Below are 20,720 nucleotides of genomic sequence, written 5' to 3'. Positions count from 1 at the left end.
CCGTACTCCCGGCAGCGGGGGTACGGGGGCTTCGCCGTCGGCGGGTGATCAGCCCTGCGGCAGGTTCGCCAGCTGGCTGGTGATCCGCTCGATGTCCGCCTCGGCCTTGGCGAGCCGGCCGCGGATCTTGTCGACCACGTTGTCCGGGGCCTTGCCGAGGAACGCCTCGTTGGAGAGCTTGCCGTTGGCCTGGGCCTTCTCCTTCTCGGCGGCGCCCAGGTCCTTCGTCAGGCGCTTGCGCTCGGCCTCGACGTCGATCGTGCCGGACAGGTCGAGCGCGACCGTGGCACCGGCGACCGGCAGCGACGCGGTGGCGTGGAAGCCCTCCCCGGCGGGCTGCAGCCGCAGCAGCTGGCGGATGGCCGCCTCGTGCGGGGCGAGCGGGGTGCCGGTCAGGGTGAGCTCGGCCGGAACCTTCTGGCCGGGCTGCAGACCCTGGTCGGAGCGGAACCGGCGGACCTCGGTGACCACCTGCTGGACGAGCCCGATCTCCTGCTCGGCCGCGTCGTCGCGGAAGCCGGAGTCGGTGGGCCAGTCGGCGACGACGACGGACTCCCGGCCGGTGAGCGCGGTCCAGAGCGTCTCCGTGACGAACGGGACGACCGGGTGCAGCAGCCGCAGCATCACGTCGAGGACCTCGCCGAGGACCCGGCCCGAGACCTCGGCCTGCCTGCCGCCCGCGAAGAACGTGGTCTTGGACAGCTCGACGTACCAGTCGAAGACCTCGTCCCACGCGAAGTGCCGGAGCGCCTCACTGAGCTTGGAGAACTGGAAGTCGTCGTAGTACGCGTCGACTTCGGCGACGGTCTTGCCCAGTCGCGACAGGATCCAGCGGTCGGTCACCGACATCTCGTCGGCCGAGGGCAGCTCGCCGTCGATCGTCGCGCCGTTCATCAGCGCGAAGCGCGTGGCGTTCCAGATCTTGTTGGCGAACTTGGCCGAGCCCTGGACCCATTCCTCGCCGATCGGGACGTCGGTGCCCGGGTTGGCACCGCGCGCCAGGGTGAAGCGCAGCGCGTCGGAGCCGTACTTGTCCATCCAGTCCAGCGGGTTGACGACATTGCCGAAGGACTTCGACATCTTCTTGCCGTGCTCGTCGCGGACCATGCCGTGCAGGACGACGGTCTCGAACGGCGGGACGCCGTCGTTGACGTACAGGCCGAACATCATCATCCGGGCGACCCAGAAGAAGAGGATGTCGTAGCCGGTGACCAGGACGGAGTTCGGATAGAACTTCGCGAGGCTGTCGGTCCGCTCCGGCCAGCCGAGGGTGGAGAACGGCCACAGGCCGGAGGAGAACCAGGTGTCCAGGACGTCGTGGTCCTGCGTCCAGCCCTCGCCCGTGGGGGCCTCGTCGTCCGGTCCGACGCAGACGACCTCGCCGTTCGGGCCGTACCAGACGGGGATGCGGTGGCCCCACCAGAGCTGGCGCGAGATCGTCCAGTCGTGCAGGTTGTCGACCCAGTCGAAGTACCGCTTCTCCATCTCCTGCGGATGGATCTTGACCTTGCCGTCGCGGACGGCGTCACCGGCCGCCTTGGCGAGCGGGCCGACCTTGACCCACCACTGGAGCGACAGGCGCGGCTCGACGGTCGTCTTGCAGCGCGAGCAGTGGCCGACCGAGTGGACGTACGGGCGCTTCTCGGCGACGATCCGGCCCTCGGCGCGCAGCGCGCCGACAATGGCGGACCGGGCCTCCAGGCGGTCCAGCCCCTGGAAGGGGCCGGGGACGGTGATGACGGCGCGCTCGTCCATGACCGTGAGGAACGGCAGGTCGTGGCGCTTGCCGATCTCGAAGTCGTTCGGGTCGTGGGCGGGCGTGACCTTCACGGCGCCGGTGCCGAACTCCGGGTCGACGTGGTGGTCGGCGACGACGGGGATCGTGCGGTCGGTCAGCGGCAGCCTGATCTGCCTGCCGACCAGGTGCTTGTAGCGCTCGTCGTCGGGGTGGACGGCGACCGCGGTGTCACCGAGCATCGTCTCGGCGCGGGTCGTGGCGACGACGATGGTGTCGTCGCCCTCCCCGTACGTCATGGAGACGAGCTCGCCGTCGTCGTCCTGGTACTCGACCTCGATGTCGGAGATCGCGGTCAGACAGCGCGGGCACCAGTTGATGATGCGCTCGGCGCGGTAGATCAGCCCGTCGTCGTACATCTTCTTGAAGACGGTCTGGACGGCGGTGGACAGGCCCTCGTCCATGGTGAAGCGCTCACGGGACCAGTCGACGCCCTCACCGAGCCGGCGCATCTGGCCGGAGATCTGGCCGCCGGACTCGTTCTTCCACTTCCAGACGCGCTCGACGAACGCCTCACGGCCCAGGTCGTGGCGGGACTTGCCCTCCTTGCCGAGCTCGCGCTCGACGACGTTCTGGGTGGCGATGCCGGCGTGGTCCATGCCGGGCTGGTACAGCGCCTCGAAACCCTGCATGCGCTTGCGGCGGACGAGGGCGTCGATCAGCGTGTGCTCGAAGGCGTGCCCCAGGTGCAGGCTGCCCGTGACGTTCGGCGGCGGGATGACGATGGAATACGGCGGCTTCTCGCTGTGCTCGTCGGCCTCGAAGTAACCACGTTCTACCCAGCGCTCATACAGCTTCCCCTCTACCTCGGCCGGTGCGTACTGGGTCGGCAGTTCGGGGTTGCTGGCTGGCGTCTGCTGAGTGTTCTCGGTCACGGGGGACAGTTTAGGGCCGTCACAGTCGTGCACTGAAACGGGATTGTTGAGTAACGGTGTACCTCCCGGTGCTCCATGCGGGTGGACCTTCCGTCAGGATGTTCGGAACGTATAAGCATTCCGATGAGCTTGACCGAACAGGGGACACCGCACATGAGCTACAACCAGCCGGGCCCGTACGGCGGGCAGCCTCCGCAGGGCCAGCCCGGACCGTACGGTGGCCAGCCCCCGCAAGGCCAGCCCGGACCGTACGGTGGCCAGCCCCCGCAGGGTCAGCCCGGCCCGTACGGCCAGCAGCCGGGCCCGTACGGCGGTCAGCCCCCGCAGGGCCAGCCCGGTTACGGGTACCCGCAGCAGACCCCCCCGGGTGTCCCGCCGCAGCAGCCGCCCCAGCCGGGCTACGGCTACCCCCAGGCCCAGCAGCCGGGTCCGTACGGCCAGCAGCCGCCCACTCCCCCGTACGGCGGCCCGCAGTACGGCGGCCAGCCCCCGTTCCCCCCGGCCCAGCCGAAGAAGAAGACCGGCCTGATCATCGGCGGCGCGGTCGTGGCCTTGGCGGTCATCGCGGGCGGGGTGTACTTCCTGACGTCGGGCGGGGGCGCCAGCAACAGCGACGTGGCGGACTCCACCAAGGGCTACAAGCTGACACCGGCCGCCTCGGTGGACGACTACAAGAAGGAGTCGTCGGGATCGGCGGCGTCGGCCCCGTTGACCGGCGAGCCCAAGACGAAGGCCGAAGGGATGGGGATCAAGAATCCCCAGCAGACGGCAGCCCAGTACAGCGTGGGCTCCGAGGAGAATCCGCTCTCCGTGAAGGGGCTTACGTTCCAGGGCATTTGGGGCGATGTCACCGACCCCGCGAAGGTCATCGACAACTCGTTCGCGAATACCGAGAACGACATGAAGAAGAGCAACGAGGGCATGGAGTACTCCCTCGTCGGCAGCCCGAAGGCGGTGACTCCGCCCGGGTTCAAGGGGGCGCTGATGAAGTGCCAGGACATGAAGATGGTCAACAGCAAGGGTGACGGCACCGCAAAGGGAGGGCCCAAGGAGTTCACGGCCCCCGTCTGCGTGTGGGCCGACTACAGCACGGTCGGTGTGGTCATCGGTATCGATGTGGCGCAGTCCATGGCCGGCAAGGGCATGCCCCAGGACGACGTGGCAGCCCTGACCGCCAAGCTCTACAACACGTCGCGCACCAAGATCTGATCACGTCACGACACCGGAAGGGGCGCCCCGCCAGTCCAACTGGCAGGGCGCCCCTTCCGTCTGTGTTCGTCTGCCGCTACGCGGACTTCTCGTGCCGCCCGCCGTCGCCCTTGCCGATGGTCCGCGGCTCGCGCGGGACCAGCGTCGGGTTCACGTTGTTGCGGACGACGTCCGCCGTGATGACGACGCGGGCGACGTCCTTGCGGGACGGCACCTCGTACATCACGGACTGGAGGACCTCCTCCATGATGGCCCGCAGGCCACGCGCCCCGGTGCCGCGCAGGATCGCCTGGTCGGCGATGGCCTCCAGGGCCGGGCGGTCGAAGTCCAGCTCGACACCGTCGAGTTCGAACAGTCGTTGATACTGCTTCACCAGCGCGTTGCGCGGCTCGACGAGGATCTGCAGCAGCGCCTCGCGGTCCAGGTTGTGGACCGAGGTGAGGACGGGCAGCCGGCCGATGAACTCCGGGATCATCCCGAACTTCACCAGGTCCTCCGGCATGACCTCCTGGAACTGGTCGCTCGCCTCGATCTCGCGCTTGGAGCGGATCGTCGCGCCGAAGCCGATGCCCTTGGCACCCGCCCGCGACTCGATGATCTTCTCCAGGCCGGAGAAGGCGCCGCCCACGATGAACAGCACGTTCGTCGTGTCGATCTGGATGAACTCCTGGTGCGGGTGCTTCCGGCCGCCCTGCGGCGGTACGGAGGCGGTGGTGCCCTCCAGGATCTTCAGCAGGGCCTGCTGGACGCCCTCGCCGGAGACATCGCGGGTGATCGACGGGTTCTCGCTCTTGCGGGCGACCTTGTCGATCTCGTCGATGTAGATGATCCCGGTTTCGGCCTTCTTGACGTCGTAGTCCGCGGCCTGGATCAGCTTCAGCAGGATGTTCTCGACGTCCTCACCGACATAGCCGGCCTCCGTCAGCGCCGTCGCGTCGGCGATGGCGAACGGGACGTTGAGCATGCGGGCCAGCGTCTGCGCGAGCAGCGTCTTGCCGGAACCCGTGGGGCCCAGCAGCAGGATGTTGGACTTGGCCAGTTCGATGGCGTCGTCGCGGCCCTGCGCGCCGCCGTTCTCGCCCGCCTGGACCCGCTTGTAGTGGTTGTACACAGCGACCGAGAGGGCCTTCTTCGCGGGCTCCTGCCCGACGACGTACCCCTCGAGGAACTCGTAGATCTCGCGCGGCTTGGGGAGTTCCTCCCACCGGACCTCGGAGGTCTCCGCGAGCTCCTCCTCGATGATCTCGTTGCAGAGATCGATGCACTCGTCGCAGATGTACACACCGGGTCCCGCGATGAGCTTCTTCACCTGCTTCTGGCTCTTTCCACAGAACGAGCACTTGAGCAGGTCGCCGCCATCACCGATGCGTGCCACGAGGTGCTTCCCCTTCGCCTGGGAGCAGCTTGGTTCAGCGGCTCCTGGTGCCTCTATCCGACGGTACCTTGCCTTGCCCCCCGTTCGGGCCCCCCTTGGCACGGTTCACACGGCCGAGACCGGACAAACCTTGCGTGCCAAGGGGTGAAGGCCGACGTCAGGCGGCCGCTCCGGCCGCGCTCTTGCGGGTCGAGACGATCTGGTCGACGAGACCGTAGGCGAGGGCGTCCTCGGCGGTCAGGATCTTGTCGCGCTCGATGTCGTCGCGGATCTTGTCGATCGGCGTGGTGGAGTGCTTCGCCAGCATCTCCTCCAGCTGGGTGCGCATCCGCAGGATCTCGTTGGCCGCGATCTCCAGGTCGGAGAGCTGCTCACGGCCGGTCTGCGAGGACGGCTGGTGGATCAGCACCCGGGCGTTGGGCAGCGCCATCCGCTTGCCGGGCGTACCCGCGGCGAGCAGCACGGCCGCGGCGGAGGCCGCCTGGCCCATGCAGACCGTCTGGATGTCCGGCTTCACGAACTGCATCGTGTCGTAGATCGCGGTGAGCGCGGTGAACGAGCCGCCGGGGCTGTTGATGTAGATCGAGATGTCCCGGTCCGGGTCCATCGACTCCAGGCACAGCAGCTGCGCCATGACGTCGTTGGCGGAGGCGTCGTCGATCTGCACGCCGAGGAAGATCACGCGCTCCTCGAAGAGCTTCGCGTACGGGTCGTACTCGCGCACGCCCTGAGAGGTGCGCTCCACGAAGCGCGGCACGATGTAGCGGTTGTCCACCTGCGGGCCGGTGTAGAGGCCGCTCGCGGAGGCGCCGGGGAAGTTGTTCATGTGGGTGTTCACCATCCTGGTGGCGTTCTGTGGCTGGGTGTCTCGGCGTACGAGAGGTGCGCGGGGCGGTGGGGCCGGATCCGGTGGGTACCGGATCAGGCGCCGGTGCCGCCGCCGCCCGGAACGCCCGATGCGATCGTGATGATCTCGTCGATGAGGCCGTACTCCTTGGCCTCCTCCGCGGTGTACCAGCGGTCGCGGTCGCCGTCGCGGATGATCGTCTCGACGGTCTGGCCGGAGTGGCGGGCGGTGATCTCCGCCATCCGCTGCTTGGTGCGCAGCAGGTACTGGGCCTGGATCTTGATGTCCGAGGCCGTACCGCCGATGCCGGCCGAACCCTGGTGCATGAGGATGTCGGTGTTCGGGAGCGCGAAGCGCTTGCCCGCGGTGCCGCCGGTGAGCAGGAACTGGCCCATCGACGCCGCCATGCCCATGCCGATGGTGACCACGTCGTTCGGGATGTACTGCATGGTGTCGTAGACCGCCATGCCGGCCGTCACCGAACCGCCGGGGCTGTTGATGTAGAGGTAGATGTCCTTGTCCGGCTCGGCGGCAAGGAGAAGCAGCTGCGCCGTGATCTTGTTGGCGATCTCATCGTCGACCTGCTGCCCGAGGAAGATGATGCGTTCGCCGAGCAGTCGGCTGTAGACCTGGTCACCGAGGCCTCCACCGAGGGACGGCTCTCCGGCGGCGTAGGGCATCAGATTCGTCACGTATCCACCTGCTCGTCTCTGACGGCTCCGGCCGTCTCAGCGTCTTCGTACCGGGTGGGCGGGGGCTCCCCTGCCCTTCCTATTCATGGACCCTAACGCGCAGGTGGGACAACGCCATCCCGCTTCCGCAACTGTTCGCTGGGAGCGCAAGCTCCGCAGTCCGCACAAGGGTTGTGGGGCACCGTACGCCATACGACGACGGGCTCCGAACGCCACGGCGTCCGGAGCCCGTCGTACGGGTTCAGCGCGAGGCTCAGGCCTCGTTCTTCTCCTCGACGGCGTCGGCAACGGCCTCGGCGGAGCCGTCGGCGGCCTCGACCGTCTCGATGGCCTCTTCCTCGTCGTCCTCCAGCTCGACGGGCTCGCCGTTGGTGTCGACGACCTTGGCGGCCTCGACGACCACGGCCAGCGCCTTGCCGCGGGCGACCTCGCCGACGAGCATCGGCACCTGGCCGCCCTCGACGACGGCCTGGGCGAACTGGTCGGGGCTCATGCCGGAGGAAGCAGCGCGCCGCATGAGGTGCTCGGTGAGCTCCTCCTGGTTGACGTTCAGCTTCTCCTTGTTGACGATCTCGTCCAGGAGGAACTGGGTCTTGATGCCCTTGACCGCCTGCTCGGAGGTCTCGGCCTCGAACTCCTCGGCCGTCTTGCCCTGGATCTCCAGGTACTTGTCGAGGGTCAGACCCATCTGACCGAGCTGGTGGTGCTCCAGGTTGTGCTTGCGGGTCTGGACCTCGTCCGCGAGCAGCTTCTCCGGGATCGGGACCTCGGCGAGCTTCAGCAGCTCGTCCAGGACGCGCTCCTGGGCCTGGGTGGCCTGGTCGTACTGCTTGGTGCTCTCAAGGCGCTTGCGGCTGTCCGCCTTCACCTCGTCGAGGGTGTCGAACTCGCTCGCCATCTGGGCGAACTCGTCGTCCAGCTCGGGGAGCTCACGGGCGGCGACGGCGGTGACCTTGACGGTGACCTCGGCCTCCTTGCCCTCGGCCGAGCCGCCCTTCAGCTCGGAGGTGAAGGTGGCCTCGCCACCCGCCTCCAGGCCGGTGACGGCGGCGTCGATGCCTTCGAGGAGCTCGCCGGAGCCGATGGTGTACGAGACACCCTCGGCCACGCCGTCCTCCAGGACCTCGCCGTCGACCTCGGCCTGCAGGTCGATCGTCACGACGTCGCCCTCGGCGGCGGCGCGCTCGACCGGGTTGGTGGAGGCGAAGCGCTCACGGAGCTGCTCCACGGCCTTCTCGACGTCCTCGTCGCTGACCTCAAGGGCGTCGACGGTGACCTCGATGCCGGAGTAGTCCGGAATCTCGATCTCGGGGCGTACGTCAACCTCGGCGGTGAAGGCGAGCAGTTCGCCGTCCTTCAGCTCGGTGATGTCCACCTCGGGCTGGCCGAGGACGTTGAGCTCACCCTCGTTGACAGCCTCGGTGTAGAACTTCGGGAGCGCGTCGTTGACGGCCTCCTCCAGCACCGCACCGCGGCCGAACCGCTGGTCGATGACCCGGGCGGGGATCTTGCCCTTGCGGAAGCCCTTCACCGTGACCTGCTGGTTGATCTTCTTGTACGCCGCGTCGAGGCTGTCCTTGAGCTCCTCGAAGGGCACCTCGACAGTGAGCCGAACCCGGGTCGGGTTCAGGGTCTCCACGGCGCTCTTCACGGTTCGGTCTCCTTGTGGCTGACTTCTTGGGGTTCTGCTCCGCCGCACGGTTGGCGGCTTCGCGGACCGAGCCCGGTACATCAGACACACGGGCACGCATTTTGCATAGTAACGGCAAGGAGACGGACTCCCACAATGCGCTCTCGCCGATGGTCTGCGATCTTGCCGATGGTCGGGGTGGCCGGATTCGAACCGACGACCTTCCGCTCCCAAAGCGGACGCGCTACCAAGCTGCGCCACACCCCGTCGGTGCGACACGTAGGGTACATGCAGACAGGCGGTGCATCCGCCGCTTCGCGCGGCCCGCACCGGACGCGGCACCGGGTGACACGGATCGGGTGTGCGGACAGCGCCCGCGACCCGCTACGATGCTTCTCGTTGCCGCCGGTCCCCGGACCTGCGGTGCAGTGCTTGCGGGCGTAGCTCAATGGTAGAGCCCTAGTCTTCCAAACTAGCTACGCGGGTTCGATTCCCGTCGCCCGCTCCATACTTGGGCCCGGTCCGACGAAATCACTCGTCGGACCGGGCCCTTTGCGTTCTGCTCGCGCTCCGCCGGGCGCGCACCGACGGGCGTCCCGCACCGGGTGCGGGACGCCGGCCGGCCCGGGGCCGGTTCAGAAGGTGATCTGGTTGATGGTCTCCGCTATGGAGTTCATGAACTTGTTTATCGACGGCGCTATGCCGGTCGACGCCAGGAAGAAGCCGAAGAGCACCGCGACGATCGCGGGTCCGGCCTTGATGGAGCCGCCTCGGATCAGGACCACCAGGACGATCGCCAACAGAAGCACCACAGACAGTGAAATGGCCACGACTGATCACACCCTTGGTCGGTCCGCCTTGCCGGCCCGGAGATGTACGGCCGAGCACTCCTCCGTTCCGTCCATCGTGCCATCAACTCCCCTGTGGTCGCTGCCGGCTGACGGATCGAAGTGACTGGATCTCGCCATCCTTGCGCCCCGCGTGCGCCCTGGGGCGCACAGGTGCACACGGGTGCTCACAGGACCCACCAGCCCTCCGCACGCCTGTGAGTGAACTGTGAATAAAACAATCACAAGAACGTTCGACTGTGATGGTTTCCATATCCACACACTTCATCCACATGCAATTCCAAGGGATCCGTGCGATGAAATTCATCCACCTCAACCGCCTGTCGATATGCACCATTTAATGGGGATGAATCTGGGCATAGCGGGCATTTCTTGGCGGTTTCGCTTTTGAATGGACGCGAACATCAAATATCTGTGAGCGGTTTTACGAATTACAATCGAGCCGTCTAAGGTGCTTTAGATGTTCCCCGCTCCGAACGTATTTCAGAGGGCCCCGCTCCCATCAGCGACCCGGGAGTCGGAGCCCAGACACCAAGGGACGACGACCGCCACCGCGGCATCCCCCGCACCGGTGGCGAACAAGCCTCCGGCGGCCGCGCCGGCGAAGAAGCGCGACGCCTACTTCGACAACGCCAAATATCTGGCCATCGTGCTCGTCGCGGTGGCGCACGCCTGGGAACCGGTCATGGACGGCAGCCGGACCACCCGCGCGCTGTACATGGTGGCGTACACCTTTCACATGCCGGCCTTCATCATCGTCTCCGGCTATTTCTCCCGCTCCTTCGACCTGTCCGCCGCCAAGGTGAAACGCCTGGTCACCGGCGTCGCCGTGCCCTACGTGGTGTTCGAGACGGCGTATTCGCTGTTCAAGCGGTACGCGGGCGACTCGCCCGATCAGCCGATCAGCCTGCTCGACCCCTGGTATCTCACCTGGTTCCTGGCCGCGCTGTTCATCTGGCGGCTCACCACACCGCTGTGGCAGGCCCTGCGCCATCCGCTGCCGGTGTCGCTCGTCATCGCCGTACTCGCCTCGTTCTCCTCGACGATCGGCGACGACCTCGATCTCCAGCGAGTTCTGCAGTTCCTGCCGTTCTTCGTGCTGGGACTCCAGCTGAAGCCCGAGCATTTCCAGCTGGTCCGCCGGCGGGAGGTGCGGATGTGCGCGCTGCCGCTGTTCGCCGGGGCCCTGGCGTTCGCGTACTGGGTGGCGCCGCGGATGCAGCTGGGCTGGTTCTACCGCAGCAACAGCGCGCCGGAGATGGGCGCACCGTGGTGGTCCGGTGCCGTGATGACGCCGGCGATGTTCGGCTGCGCGCTGCTGCTCACCATCGGGTTCCTGTCCTGGGTGCCGCGTCGGCCCATGTGGTTCACCGTGCTCGGCGCCGGGACCATCTGCGGCTACCTGCTGCACGGATTCCTGATCAAGGGCGCCGAGTACGCCGGGGTCTTCGACGCCTGCGACTGGCTCTCGGCGCCCGCCGGCCTGGTCCTGGTCTCGCTCGTCGCGGCCGGCGCGGTGACGCTGATGTGTACGCCTCCTGTACGCAGAGCACTGCGCGTGGTGACCGAGCCGGAGATGGACTGGGCGTTCCGGCGGGACGCGTCCACACGCTGATCCGGGTGGTTCAGTCCCCCGCCGGGTTGGCTTGAACCGGTTGCTCGGCGGACGCTTCACCTGGGGCGAGTCCGAGCAGCCGCCGTACCTGCGCATACTTCTCGGCCAGTCGGGTACGGGTCGCCGGCTCCAGTACGGCGAGGCGGGCCGGGTCGGCGTTGTGTGCCAGGTCGGACTCCTTGATCAGCAGGGCGCCCGGGGTGCCGAGGATGCGCCGGGTGTACGCGGCGAGGTCCTCGCCGTCACGTTTGGTGACGGCGAGGACCATGTCCTTGACGCTCTGCGGCAGCGCGGCGCCGGCCAGCCACTGCGCCGACAGCGCGTCGTCCTCGACGGCGTCGTGCAGCCAGGCCGCGGCGATCTGCTCGTCGCTGCCGCCCCGGGCGCGTACGCCTTCGGCGACGGCGGCGAGGTGCTCGGTGTACGGGCGCCCCGCCTTGTCCCGCTGGCCGGCGTGCGCCTCGCGGGCGATCGCCACTACTTCGGCCAGGGTCAGCTGTGCGTGTGGAGTGGGCATGGCCCGACTCTACGGACGGGCGGCCGTCCTGCGCAGGGCCGCACGGGCCGGGACCGTCACGGCCGCGAGGCCGAGCCCGATGGTGGCGGCGACGAAGGATCCGTACAGGGCCGGCGGGATGTACGGCGCCTCGCCCGTCAGGCCCTTCATCATCGGGACGAGTGTGGCCAGTGCGATGGCGGTGCCGAGCGCGGCCCCGGCCACCGTGACGAGCAGCGCCTCCCAGCGGATCATGCCCATGACCTGGCGCCGGGTGGAGCCGACGAGGCGGAGCATGGTCAGTTCGCGGCGGCGGTCGAGGACGGTCATCACCAGGGTGTTGATCGCGGCGACGGCGGCGAATCCGCCGAGGACCGCGGCCATGACGGTGTTGGCCCAGGCGTTGAGTTCACGGTTCTGGTCCTGCGCGGCGGCGTAGCCGGAGCGGTCGGTGACGGTGCCCAGCGCGGCGAGCTTCTGTGCGGCGGCGGGGGTGGCCCGTACCAGCAGGTCGGAGGCATACGGCGAGGTGACATGGGTCCTGAGGTCGGCGGCGGACAGCGTGACGAGACCGGTGCCCAGGCCGCGGCCGTAGACGGCGACGATCTTCGGCGACGCCTCGGTGCCGTCCGGGAGGCGCAGGGTCAGCCGGTCGCCCGTCCCGAGCTTCGTGGATCCGGCGAGGGTGGTGTCGATGGCGACGGTGCCGGGCCGCAGGCCGGCCAGGGATCCGGTCCGGACGTCGAGGTCCAGGACCTTGGCGAGGTCGCCGCCGGAGCCGGTGATCCCCTGGGCGGAGGTGGTCTGGAGCCTGCGGTCCCCGCCCGATCCGGTGGGCACCAGGACGGAGCCGCGGAGCAGCCCGACGGCGGCCGTGACACCGGGTGTGGCGGCGGCCCGCTCGGTCGCGTCGGAGGCGAGTCCGCCCGGGGCGGAGACGATGTGGTCGGCGGTGATGGCGTCGCGCTGCTGGTGTGCGATCACCCGGTTCTCGCTGGTGTGCATGAAGACGAGCGTGGAGGAGAAGGCCATGGCGAGCACGATCGGGGTGATCGCGGAGGCCAGCCGGCGCGAGTTCGCCCGGGAGTTGGCGGCGGCCAGCGAGCCCGACGCGCCGGCGGCGCGCAGCGGGAAGCCGATGACGGCGGCACAGATCCGGGCGATCAGCGGGCCGAGCAGGCCGACCGCGAACATGAAGAACATGACGACGCCGAGTGCGGCGTTCGCCGAGTCCTCGCCGCTCGTGGACGAGGCGACGCCCGCGAAAACCACACCGCCGGCGAGGGCGGCGAGGCCGAGCGGGGTGCGGATCCAGCCGAACGGGGGGCGTTCCACCGCGGACTGGGCGAGAGCCAGCCCCGGCTTGGTCTTCGACGGCCGGCGGGCGGCGAAGTATCCGGCGCCCAGCGCGGTGAGCATCGTGGCAGCCACGGTGACGGTCAGCGGCAGCCAGGACACCCGCAGCGCGACGGCTTCGGGAATGGCTCCCTTGTCCTGGAGCTGCCCGAACCACCAGCGGGCCAGGGCGATTCCGGGCAGACAGCCGAGCGTTCCGGCGAGCGGTGCGACGAGCAGGGACTCGGTGGCGATGGTGCGGCGCAACTGGCGCGGGGTGGCGCCGATGGCGCGCAGCAGGGCGAACTCGCGGCTGCGCTGGCCGACGGAGAGGGCGACCGTACCGGCGGCGGTGAAAACGGCGACCATGGTGGCGACGCCGCCGAAGGAGCCGCCGAGGCCGACGAGGACTTCCTGGGCGCCCGCGAGTTCCGCGTCCTCGACGGCGCCCCGGCCGTCACCGGTGTGGACCTTGGCATGGGCGGTGCGGCCGACGGCTTCGCGTACCTGGTCGGCGAGGGTGCCGGTGGGGGTGGAGCGGGCGGCGAGCACGGCGATGGCGTCGACCCGGCCGGGGTGTCCGGAGAGCTGTACGGCCTGCCGGTCGGCGAACCAGACGGTGGCTTCGGTGGCGGTGGTGCCCGCGACGCGGAACTCCCTTGCGCCCGCGGGGGTGTCGAGGGTGATCTTCTCGCCGACCCGGGCCCCGGTGCCGGTGGGGACGACGACTTCGCCGGTCCCGGGCGCCTCGCCGGTGAGCAGTCGCGCGCCGGTGAGGACGGTGGAGCCCCAGCCGTGAGCGGTGAGGGGGGTGCCGTTCTGCCGTACGGAGTAGCTGACGTCCCCGATCGCGGCGGCCGCGCCGGGGGCCGAGGCGGCCTTGCCCACCAGGGATTCGGGGAGCCGCGCGGTGTCCGGTACGGGGGTGGCGGCGTCGTACGCGCCCTCGCCGCTGCCGACCGTCATGTGGACCCGCTGGTCGGCGGCGACCACCACGGGTGCCTTCGCGTAGCGGTCCGCGGGTACCGAGGCGCGCAGGCCGGTCTCCAGCAGGATGCCGCAGGCGGAGACGATCGCCGCGGCCAGCAGCAGCGCGACGAAGGTTCCAACGAACGACGAGGGCTTGAAGCGGACGGCCGCGCGGGCGAGGCCGTTCGGGACGTGCGGGGTGAACATCAGGCTGCTGCTCCTGCATAGGCGGGGGCCGTCCGTGCGGTCAGTGCGGTCATCCGGGCGGCGATCTGTGCGGCGTCGGCGCGCGGCAGGCTGTCCGCGATCGCGCCGTCGGCGAGGAAGAGCACCCGGTCCGCGTAGGCGGCGGCCGCCGGGTCGTGGGTGACCATCACGACGGTGGCGCCGAGGGTGTCCACCGCGTGCCGGAGCAGGGTGAGGATCTCGGCGGCGGTGGTGGTGTCGAGGGCGCCGGTCGGTTCGTCGGCGAAGATCACGTCGGGCCGGGTGACCAGGGCGCGGGCGACGGCGACGCGCTGCTGCTGGCCGCCGGAGAGCTGGCCGGGGCGGCGATCACCCTTGTCGCCGAGGCCGACCCGGGTGAGCATCTCGGCGGCCTCGCGGCGGCCGCGGGCGGAACCGGGGCGCTGTCCGGCCAGGCGCATGGGCAGGACGACGTTCTGCTCGACCGTGAGGGACGGGAGCAGGTTGAAGGCCTGGAAGACGAAGCCGAGGCGGGTGCGGCGCAGCTCGGTGAGCCGGTTCTCGCTCATCCCGGTGATCTCGGTGCCGCCGAGGCGTACGGAGCCCTCGGTGGGACGGTCGAGTCCGGCCGCGCACTGCAGGAAGGTCGACTTCCCGGAGCCCGAGGGGCCCATGACGGCGGTGAAAGTGGCGCGCGGGAGAGCGAGGTCGATGCCCCGCAGGGCGTGGACGGCGGAGCCGCCGCGACCGTACTGCCTGCGGACGCCACGCAGTTCGACGGCGAGGTCCGGGTGGCCGGGCCCCCGGTGGAGGTCCGCCGTGTACTGCCTGTCCTGCGCGCCCTGCTTGGTGCGTCGCAGCCCCATGGTGTCCGCCTTCCGTTGTTCGCCGGCAGGTTCTCCGGCCGGTAACCCGAACGTACGGATCACGGGCGGGTCCGGGCCATGGCGGCTGCTGGCGGATCGGGGGTGGGGGAAACCCCAGGGTGGCGCGGGGGGCGGGCAGAGCTCCGGGGTGCCGGGGCGGGCGGAGCCGGGGTGCCGCCGGGGGGACACACTTGCAACGTCAATCATTCGGTAAACTAATTACTGACGATTTCTTGACGCGCTCTTGACCGACTGAAGGATCAGGCTCATCGGACACACAGACACGCTCATCGCCATGGGCGGCGCCTTTCTCGCCGCCGCCGTACTCGCCCGCGTCGGCAGCCGCATCGGACTGCCGACCATCCCCCTGTTCATCCTGGCCGGAATCCTGCTCGGCCCGCACACGCCCGGCATCGTGCTCGTCGCCGACCCGCACGAGCTGGAGATGCTCTCCGCACTCGGCCTGGTGCTGCTGCTCTTCTACCTCGGCCTCGAATTCCATCTCGACGACCTCAAGGCCGGCGGCCGCAAGATGGCCCTCGCCGGTGGCGCCTATCTCGCCCTGAACGTCGGTGCCGGGCTCGGCTTCGGCTTCGCGCTGGGCTGGGGCACGTCCGAAGCGCTGGTCCTCGCCGGTGTGCTGGGCATCTCGTCGTCGGCCATCGTCACCAAGGTCCTGGTCGACCTGGGCCGGATCGGCAATCCGGAGACCAAGCCGATCCTCGGCATCATCGTCGTCGAGGACGTGTTCCTCGCCCTCTACCTGGCCGCCCTCCAGCCGATCCTGTCGGGCGCCGACAGCCTCTCCGCCGCGGCGGTCGACGGCGGAAAGGCCTTCGGGTTCCTGCTGCTGCTCGCCCTGATAGCCCGGTTCGGGACCAGGGCCATCGGCAAGCTGATCAACACCCGCGACGACGAACTCCTCGTCATCTCCTTCCTCGGCGCCGCGGTCTTCGTGGCGGGGGTCTCGGAGTGGTTCGGGGTCGCGGACGCGATCGGCGCCTTCATGGTCGGCCTGATGCTCGGCAGCACGTCGTCCGGCGAACGCATCCTCAAACTGGTCCACCCGCTGCGGGACGCCTTCGGGGCGATCTTCTTCTTCGCCTTCGGCCTCTCCATCGACCCGGGCGATCTGCCGACCGTGCTGTGGCCGGTGCTGGCCGCCGTCGCGGTGACCCTCGCGATGAACGTCCTCGCCGGGCTCGCCGCCGCCAAGGTGTACGCGTTCGGCCCGCGGGCCACGGCGAACATCTCCACCACGCTGGTGGCCCGCGGCGAGTTCGCCCTGATCCTCGCCACGATGGCGGCGGCCGCGGGGCTGGACGAACGGCTCTCCCCGTTCATCGCGGGCTATGTACTCGTCCTCGCGGTCCTCGCACCACTGGCCGCCGGGAGATCCCACTGGCTGGCCCGCATCCTGCCCGGCGGGCGGGACCGGGGCGAGGACGGCGACCGCGGCGGCAGCAGCAGCGGCGCCGGACAGGTCTCGGTCCCGGCCTGAGCCGTCGGCCGGCCTGCCGGGGTACGGGGGCGGAGCGGCGCGTGAGCCCTCGCACCCCGGCAGGCCGATGACCCACGATCCGGTGATGGACCGCTCCCCGTTGACGTACGCCCGGTTCGATCCGTTTGCGTACGGTTCAGAATGTCGGAGCCGATTGCGTACGGTTCAGAAGGCCCGAGCCGGGTGCGGGCGGTCCAGGATGTACGAGCCGGGTGCGTGCGGTCCAGGATGTCCGAGCCGGGTGCGGGCGGTTCAGGATGTACGCGACAACAGCAGCAGCGCCCGGTCGTCGTTGACGTCCTTGGCGCATGCCTCGATCAGATGCCAGGCCGCACCCTCGAAACCGGTGACGACATAGCGGTCGGCCTCGCCGGTCAGCCGGTCGATGCCCTCCGCGATATCGCGGTCGGACGCCTCCACCAGACCGTCCGTGAACAGCATCAGCACGTCGCCGGGGGCCAGCGAGCCCTTCACCGCGTCGAACTCCGCCCCGTCGTACACCCCGAGCAGCGGGCCCTCCGCGGCCTTCTCCTCCCACAGACCGCTGCCCGAGTGGAGTTGCAGGGCCGGCGGGTGACCCGCCGAGAGGAGTTCGTAGTCGCCCGATTCGAGGTCCAGGACCAGATGGATCGAGGTGGCGAAACCCTCGTCCCAGTCCTGCCGCAGCAGATAGCCGTTGGCCGCCGGGAGGAAGCCGTGCGGGGGCAGCGAGCCGAGGAGGCCGCCGAAGGCACCGGACAGCAGCAGGGCGCGGGAGCCCGCGTCCATGCCCTTGCCGGAGACATCGGTGAGCACGGCCTCCAGGGTCCGCCCGCCGTTGGTACGGGCCGCGACGACGAAGTCGCCCGAGAAGGACTGCCCGCCCGCCGGGCGCAGCGCCATCTCGCGGTGCCAGCCCTGCGGCAGCCGCGGCAGGGCGCTCTGCACCCTGATGCGTTCGCGCAGGTCGAAGAGCATGGTGCCGCCGCGCCGCCACGGCACACCGACCCTGGCCCGGAACTGGGCGAGGACCAGCCCGAAGAAGCCGCAGGCCGCGACCACCAGGACGACGCCGGGCGTCACCCGGGCCGGGCCGTCCTGGTACGGGCCGAGTCCGAGCGACTCCACGATCAGGGCGGTGGCGGCGGCCGCGTACAGCCCCAGCAGGCTCGCGGGCCGCAACAGCAGGCCGCCCGCGACGATCGGCAGGACGAGCGCGGCCGGTGAGCACCACATCGGGGTGAGCAGGGTGGCGCAGGTGATGGCCGGAATGGTGAGCAGCAGACCGACCAGCGCGATCCAGTCCGATCCGTCGCCGCGGAAGTAGTCGACGCCGGACTTGCGCAGCGCGATGCGCGCCCGGTGCGCCGATTTCCGCAATCGGGCCGGGTACGAGTCTGCTCCTGCGCGTCGGGCCATTGCGGGGACCTTATCCACCCGACGGCCTCCGGTGCAGGGGGACCCCGTGACAATGCGTTCGAAATCGGGTCGACCGGCCGCCGCGCCCCTGATAGGGATGGCTCATGACTACAGAGCTTCGTGTGTTGCGACCGTCCGAATGGAACGAATGGTTCGAGTGTCTGGAGCTGGCGTTCGGCGGTGTCGCGGAGCCTCCGGAGCAGCGCGAGCTGGACGAGCAGCTGACCGAGCACGAGAGGTCGATCGGGATCTGGGACGGCCCCGATGTGGTGGCCACGGCCGGGGCGTTCAGCTTCCGGGTCGCCGTGCCGGGCGGGGCGCTGGTGCCCGCCGCCGGGGTCACGATGGTGAGTGTCGCAGCCACCCACCGCAGGCGCGGACTGCTGACCTCGATGATGCGCCGGCAGCTCGACGACGTCCGGGCGCTGGGCGAGCCGATCGCCGTCCTGACGGCCTCGGAGCCGGTGATCTACGGCCGGTTCGGATACGGCACGGCCTCGCGGCAGATGTCCCTGACGATCGACACGGACCGGGTGCGGCTGACGGTGCCGGAGGGCACGGACGAGGTGCGGCTGCGCCACGCGAAGCCGGACGAGGCGATGGCCGCGTGCGAGGGCGTCTACGAGCAGTTGGTGACCACCCACCCCGGCACCCCGGCCCATGGGCCCGGCTGGGAACGGAAGCCCATGGTCGACCCGGTGAGTTCCCGTCAGGGCAGTTCGGCGCAGCAGTGCGTGCTGGCGGAGCGGGACGGGGAGACCGTCGGCTATGTGACGTATCACATCAAGCCGGACTGGGAGCTGTCCGGCCCCAAGGGCACGGTCACGGTGAACGATCTCGCCGCGCTGGACCCGGCGGCGTACGCGGCGCTGTGGCGGTTCGTCTTCGAGGTCGACCTGACGTCGACGATCGAGGCGAGGAACCGGCCGGTCGACGACGCGGTGCTGCACCTGGTGTCGGACGTGCGGCGGTGCAACATCCGGGTCCGGGACGCGCTCCATGTACGGCTGGTGGAGCTGGGGGCGGCGCTGGAGGCGCGGACGTACCGGGCGCCGGTGGATGTGGTGTTCGAGGTCGAGGACGCGTTCTGCCCCTGGAACGCGGGGCGTTGGCGGCTCACGGGTGACGCGAAGGGTGCCGCGACCTGCCGGCGCACCGACGACGCGGCCGATCTCGCGCTGTCGGTACGGGAGTTGGGCTCGGCGTATCTGGGCGGTGAGTCCCTGAGCGCGTTGGCCCTGGCCGGCCGGGTGCGAGAGCTGCGGGCGGGTGCGCTGGCGGAGGCGTCGCTGGCGTTCTCCTCGGACGCGGCACCGTGGCTGCCCCGGGGGTTCTGAGAGTTCCACGACCGTCCGGCGGCGGCGCTGTCCTCGGACGCCGGACGGGCCGGTCTTCGCCGGGCGCGGCGGTCGAGCCCGCACGGGCCCCGGCCGGCCGCGTCGTCCTCGACCACCGGACGGGCCGGAACGGGCCGGGCACGCAGCGCCACGAGCCCAGGGCCTGGGCCTGGGCGTGGCTCTGGGCGTGGCTCTGGGCGGGTACCGAGCCCGTCCGGTGGCCGGGGACGGCGGGGCAGCCCTCAGGCGTGCTGGCACCCCGGGCACCAGAAGAGGTTGCGGGCCGCGAGATCGGCGGTGCTGATCTCGCCGCCGCAGATGTGGCAGGCCTGCCGGGCCCTGCGGTACACGTACACCTCGCCGCCGTGGTCGTCGACCCGCGGCGGGCGCCCCATCGCCTCCGGCAGGTGCTCGGGCCGGACCGTGTCGATCCGGTTGTTCCTCACGCCCTCGCGCATCAGCACGGTCAGATCGGCCCAGATCGCGTCCCACTCCGCACGTGCGAGGTCCTTGCCGAGGCGGTACGGGTCAATCCCGTGCCGGAACAGCACCTCCGCGCGGTAGACGTTGCCGACCCCCGCGATGACCTTCTGGTCCATCAGCAGGGCCGCGACGGTGATACGGCTGCGGGAGATCCGCCGCCACGCCCGCTCGCCGTCCTCGTCGGTGCGCAGCGGGTCCGGGCCGAGGCGGTCGTGTATCGCGCGCTTCTCGGGATCGGTGATCAGCGCGCACGTGGTGGGGCCGCGCAGGTCCGCGTGGTGGTCCTCGTTCACCAGGCGCAGCCGGACCGTGTCGGTGGGCGGCGGGGCCGGGGCCGTACCGAAGCCCAGCTTGCCGAAGAGGCCCAGGTGGATGTGGACCCAGCCGGCGTCCTCGAAACCGAGGAAGAGGTGCTTGCCGTGGGCGTCGACGCCGGTGAACGTCCGGCCGTCGAGCAGCCCGGCGCTGCCGGAGAACTTGCCCTGCGGGCTGCTCACCCGCACCGGCCGCCCGGCGAACCGGTCCCGGTGGTCCGCCGCGAGGCGGTGGATCGTGTGTCCCTCGGGCACGGCGGCGGCTCTCCTCGGTGACGTGACGGCGATGACGTGACGGCGTGGGAAACGGCTGTGCCGCCGGGCGCACCGGCGGCACAGGGGCGGAGGGCGGTCAGCCCTGCTGCGGGTGGTGGGCCGGGATCGGGGGGAGCTCGCCGGTCGTCTCGTACGCCGTCAGCATCTCGATCCGGCGGGTGTGGCGCTCCTCGCCCGAGTACGGGGTGGCGAGGAAGATCTCGACGAACTTGGTGGACTCCTCCACCGAGTGCATCCGGCCGCCGATGGCGACCACGTTGGCGTCGTTGTGCTCGCGGCCCAGCGCGGCGGTCTGCTCGCTCCAGGCGAGCGCGGCACGCACGCCCTTGACCTTGTTGGCGGCGATCTGCTCGCCGTTGCCGGAGCCGCCGATCACGATGCCGAGGCTGTCCGGGTCCGCGGCCGTCTTCTCGGCGGCACGCAGGCAGAACGGCGGGTAGTCGTCCTGGGCGTCGTAGATGTGGGGGCCGCAGTCGACGGCCTCGTGGCCCTGGGCCGTGAGCCACTCGACGAGGTGGTTCTTGAGTTCATAGCCGGCATGGTCCGAGCCGAGGTACACGCGCATGTATCCGAGTGTGGCACGAGCGTCGCCGGGTAGCCGTCATCGGGGTCGGGACGCTCCGGCCGGTCCGCTCCGGCCGACGTGGCCGCGTATGACCCTCCTGTGCGCGAC

Annotated in this window: 16 protein-coding genes and 2 tRNA genes; 5 read left to right on the top strand and 13 right to left on the bottom strand. The window is 69.9% G+C overall.

Features of this window, described 5'->3' with window-relative positions; translation table 11 throughout:
- Positions 1 to 48: 48 nt before the first annotated feature.
- Positions 49 to 2,670 carry a valine--tRNA ligase gene (locus ACFVT1_RS18110; protein ID WP_389796329.1) on the bottom strand — a complete coding sequence of 874 codons (2,622 nt, stop codon included), beginning with the start codon at positions 2,668 to 2,670 and terminating at the stop codon, positions 49 to 51.
- Positions 2,671 to 2,823: 153 nt separating this feature from the next.
- On the opposite strand from ACFVT1_RS18110, the gene ACFVT1_RS18105 reads away from it, so the two are divergent.
- Positions 2,824 to 3,879, top strand: coding sequence for a hypothetical protein (locus ACFVT1_RS18105; RefSeq protein ID WP_389796932.1), 1,056 nt, complete (start codon positions 2,824 to 2,826; stop codon positions 3,877 to 3,879).
- 76 nt (positions 3,880 to 3,955) lie between these two features.
- On the opposite strand, the gene clpX is transcribed toward ACFVT1_RS18105, so the two are convergent.
- The 5 genes from clpX to ACFVT1_RS18080 all read right to left on the bottom strand — a co-directional run bounded on the left by clpX (position 3,956) and on the right by ACFVT1_RS18080 (position 8,690).
- Positions 3,956 to 5,254, bottom strand: coding sequence for an ATP-dependent Clp protease ATP-binding subunit ClpX (gene clpX, locus ACFVT1_RS18100; RefSeq protein ID WP_362193931.1), 1,299 nt, complete (start codon positions 5,252 to 5,254; stop codon positions 3,956 to 3,958).
- 157 nt (positions 5,255 to 5,411) lie between these two features.
- Positions 5,412 to 6,095 carry an ATP-dependent Clp protease proteolytic subunit gene (locus ACFVT1_RS18095; RefSeq protein WP_124717721.1) on the bottom strand — a complete coding sequence of 228 codons (684 nt, stop codon included), beginning with the start codon at positions 6,093 to 6,095 and terminating at the stop codon, positions 5,412 to 5,414.
- Between the two features lie 80 nt (positions 6,096 to 6,175).
- Entirely contained in the window at positions 6,176 to 6,781 is a 606-nt protein-coding gene (locus ACFVT1_RS18090; RefSeq protein ID WP_176729207.1) for an ATP-dependent Clp protease proteolytic subunit, read from the bottom strand.
- Between the two features lie 265 nt (positions 6,782 to 7,046).
- Positions 7,047 to 8,444, bottom strand: a complete 1,398-nt coding sequence (tig, locus tag ACFVT1_RS18085; RefSeq protein WP_389796327.1) for a trigger factor — start codon at positions 8,442 to 8,444, stop codon at positions 7,047 to 7,049.
- A gap of 169 nt (positions 8,445 to 8,613) precedes the next feature.
- Positions 8,614 to 8,690 (bottom strand) — tRNA-Pro (locus tag ACFVT1_RS18080).
- Positions 8,691 to 8,857: 167 nt separating this feature from the next.
- On the opposite strand from ACFVT1_RS18080, the gene ACFVT1_RS18075 reads away from it, so the two are divergent.
- Positions 8,858 to 8,931, top strand: a tRNA-Gly gene (locus ACFVT1_RS18075).
- A gap of 127 nt (positions 8,932 to 9,058) precedes the next feature.
- On the opposite strand, the gene ACFVT1_RS18070 is transcribed toward ACFVT1_RS18075, so the two are convergent.
- Positions 9,059 to 9,253 (bottom strand): hypothetical protein, encoded by a 195-nt coding sequence (locus tag ACFVT1_RS18070; RefSeq protein WP_389796325.1) that lies wholly within the window; start codon positions 9,251 to 9,253, stop codon positions 9,059 to 9,061.
- A gap of 478 nt (positions 9,254 to 9,731) precedes the next feature.
- Here ACFVT1_RS18070 and ACFVT1_RS18065 point away from each other — a divergent pair, with 478 nt between their 5' ends.
- Positions 9,732 to 10,886: an acyltransferase family protein gene (locus ACFVT1_RS18065; protein WP_389796322.1), complete on the top strand. Its 1,155-nt coding sequence runs from the start codon at positions 9,732 to 9,734 to the stop codon at positions 10,884 to 10,886.
- 10 nt (positions 10,887 to 10,896) lie between these two features.
- Here ACFVT1_RS18065 and ACFVT1_RS18060 read toward each other — a convergent pair whose 3' ends face one another.
- Genes ACFVT1_RS18060 through ACFVT1_RS18050 form a run of 3 tightly spaced genes read right to left on the bottom strand, consistent with a single transcriptional unit; the run spans position 10,897 to position 14,738 of the window.
- Positions 10,897 to 11,403, bottom strand: a complete 507-nt coding sequence (locus tag ACFVT1_RS18060) for an HD domain-containing protein (protein ID WP_389796320.1) — start codon at positions 11,401 to 11,403, stop codon at positions 10,897 to 10,899.
- 9 nt (positions 11,404 to 11,412) lie between these two features.
- Entirely contained in the window at positions 11,413 to 13,893 is a 2,481-nt protein-coding gene (locus ACFVT1_RS18055) for an FtsX-like permease family protein (RefSeq protein WP_389796319.1), read from the bottom strand.
- A complete protein-coding gene (locus tag ACFVT1_RS18050) occupies positions 13,893 to 14,738 on the bottom strand; it encodes an ABC transporter ATP-binding protein (RefSeq protein WP_389796316.1) in 846 nt (281 codons plus the stop codon). The genes ACFVT1_RS18055 and ACFVT1_RS18050 overlap by 1 nt, the downstream gene beginning before the upstream one ends.
- A 295-nt stretch (positions 14,739 to 15,033) precedes the next feature.
- Between ACFVT1_RS18050 and ACFVT1_RS18045 the strand changes: the two genes are divergently transcribed.
- Positions 15,034 to 16,239 carry a cation:proton antiporter gene (locus ACFVT1_RS18045; protein ID WP_389796314.1) on the top strand — a complete coding sequence of 402 codons (1,206 nt, stop codon included), beginning with the start codon at positions 15,034 to 15,036 and terminating at the stop codon, positions 16,237 to 16,239.
- A gap of 252 nt (positions 16,240 to 16,491) precedes the next feature.
- Here the strand turns inward: ACFVT1_RS18045 and ACFVT1_RS18040 are convergent, their stop codons facing one another.
- Positions 16,492 to 17,637: a PP2C family protein-serine/threonine phosphatase gene (locus ACFVT1_RS18040; RefSeq protein WP_389796312.1), complete on the bottom strand. Its 1,146-nt coding sequence runs from the start codon at positions 17,635 to 17,637 to the stop codon at positions 16,492 to 16,494.
- Positions 17,638 to 17,741: 104 nt separating this feature from the next.
- Between ACFVT1_RS18040 and ACFVT1_RS18035 the strand changes: the two genes are divergently transcribed.
- Positions 17,742 to 18,974 (top strand): GNAT family N-acetyltransferase, encoded by a 1,233-nt coding sequence (locus ACFVT1_RS18035; protein WP_389796310.1) that lies wholly within the window; start codon positions 17,742 to 17,744, stop codon positions 18,972 to 18,974.
- A gap of 242 nt (positions 18,975 to 19,216) precedes the next feature.
- Here ACFVT1_RS18035 and ACFVT1_RS18030 read toward each other — a convergent pair whose 3' ends face one another.
- Together ACFVT1_RS18030 and ACFVT1_RS18025 are read right to left on the bottom strand one after the other, a co-directional pair.
- Positions 19,217 to 20,026, bottom strand: a complete 810-nt coding sequence (locus tag ACFVT1_RS18030) for an Fpg/Nei family DNA glycosylase (protein WP_389796308.1) — start codon at positions 20,024 to 20,026, stop codon at positions 19,217 to 19,219.
- A 97-nt stretch (positions 20,027 to 20,123) separates the two neighbouring features.
- Entirely contained in the window at positions 20,124 to 20,612 is a 489-nt protein-coding gene (locus ACFVT1_RS18025; protein ID WP_362193899.1) for a ribose-5-phosphate isomerase, read from the bottom strand.
- Between the last annotated feature and the right edge of the window lie 108 nt (positions 20,613 to 20,720).

This window comes from Streptomyces sp. NPDC057963 (assembly GCF_042887155.1).
Taxonomy (GTDB): Bacteria; Actinomycetota; Actinomycetes; order Streptomycetales; family Streptomycetaceae; genus Streptomyces.
This window is presented reverse-complemented; position numbering and strand designations above follow the sequence as displayed.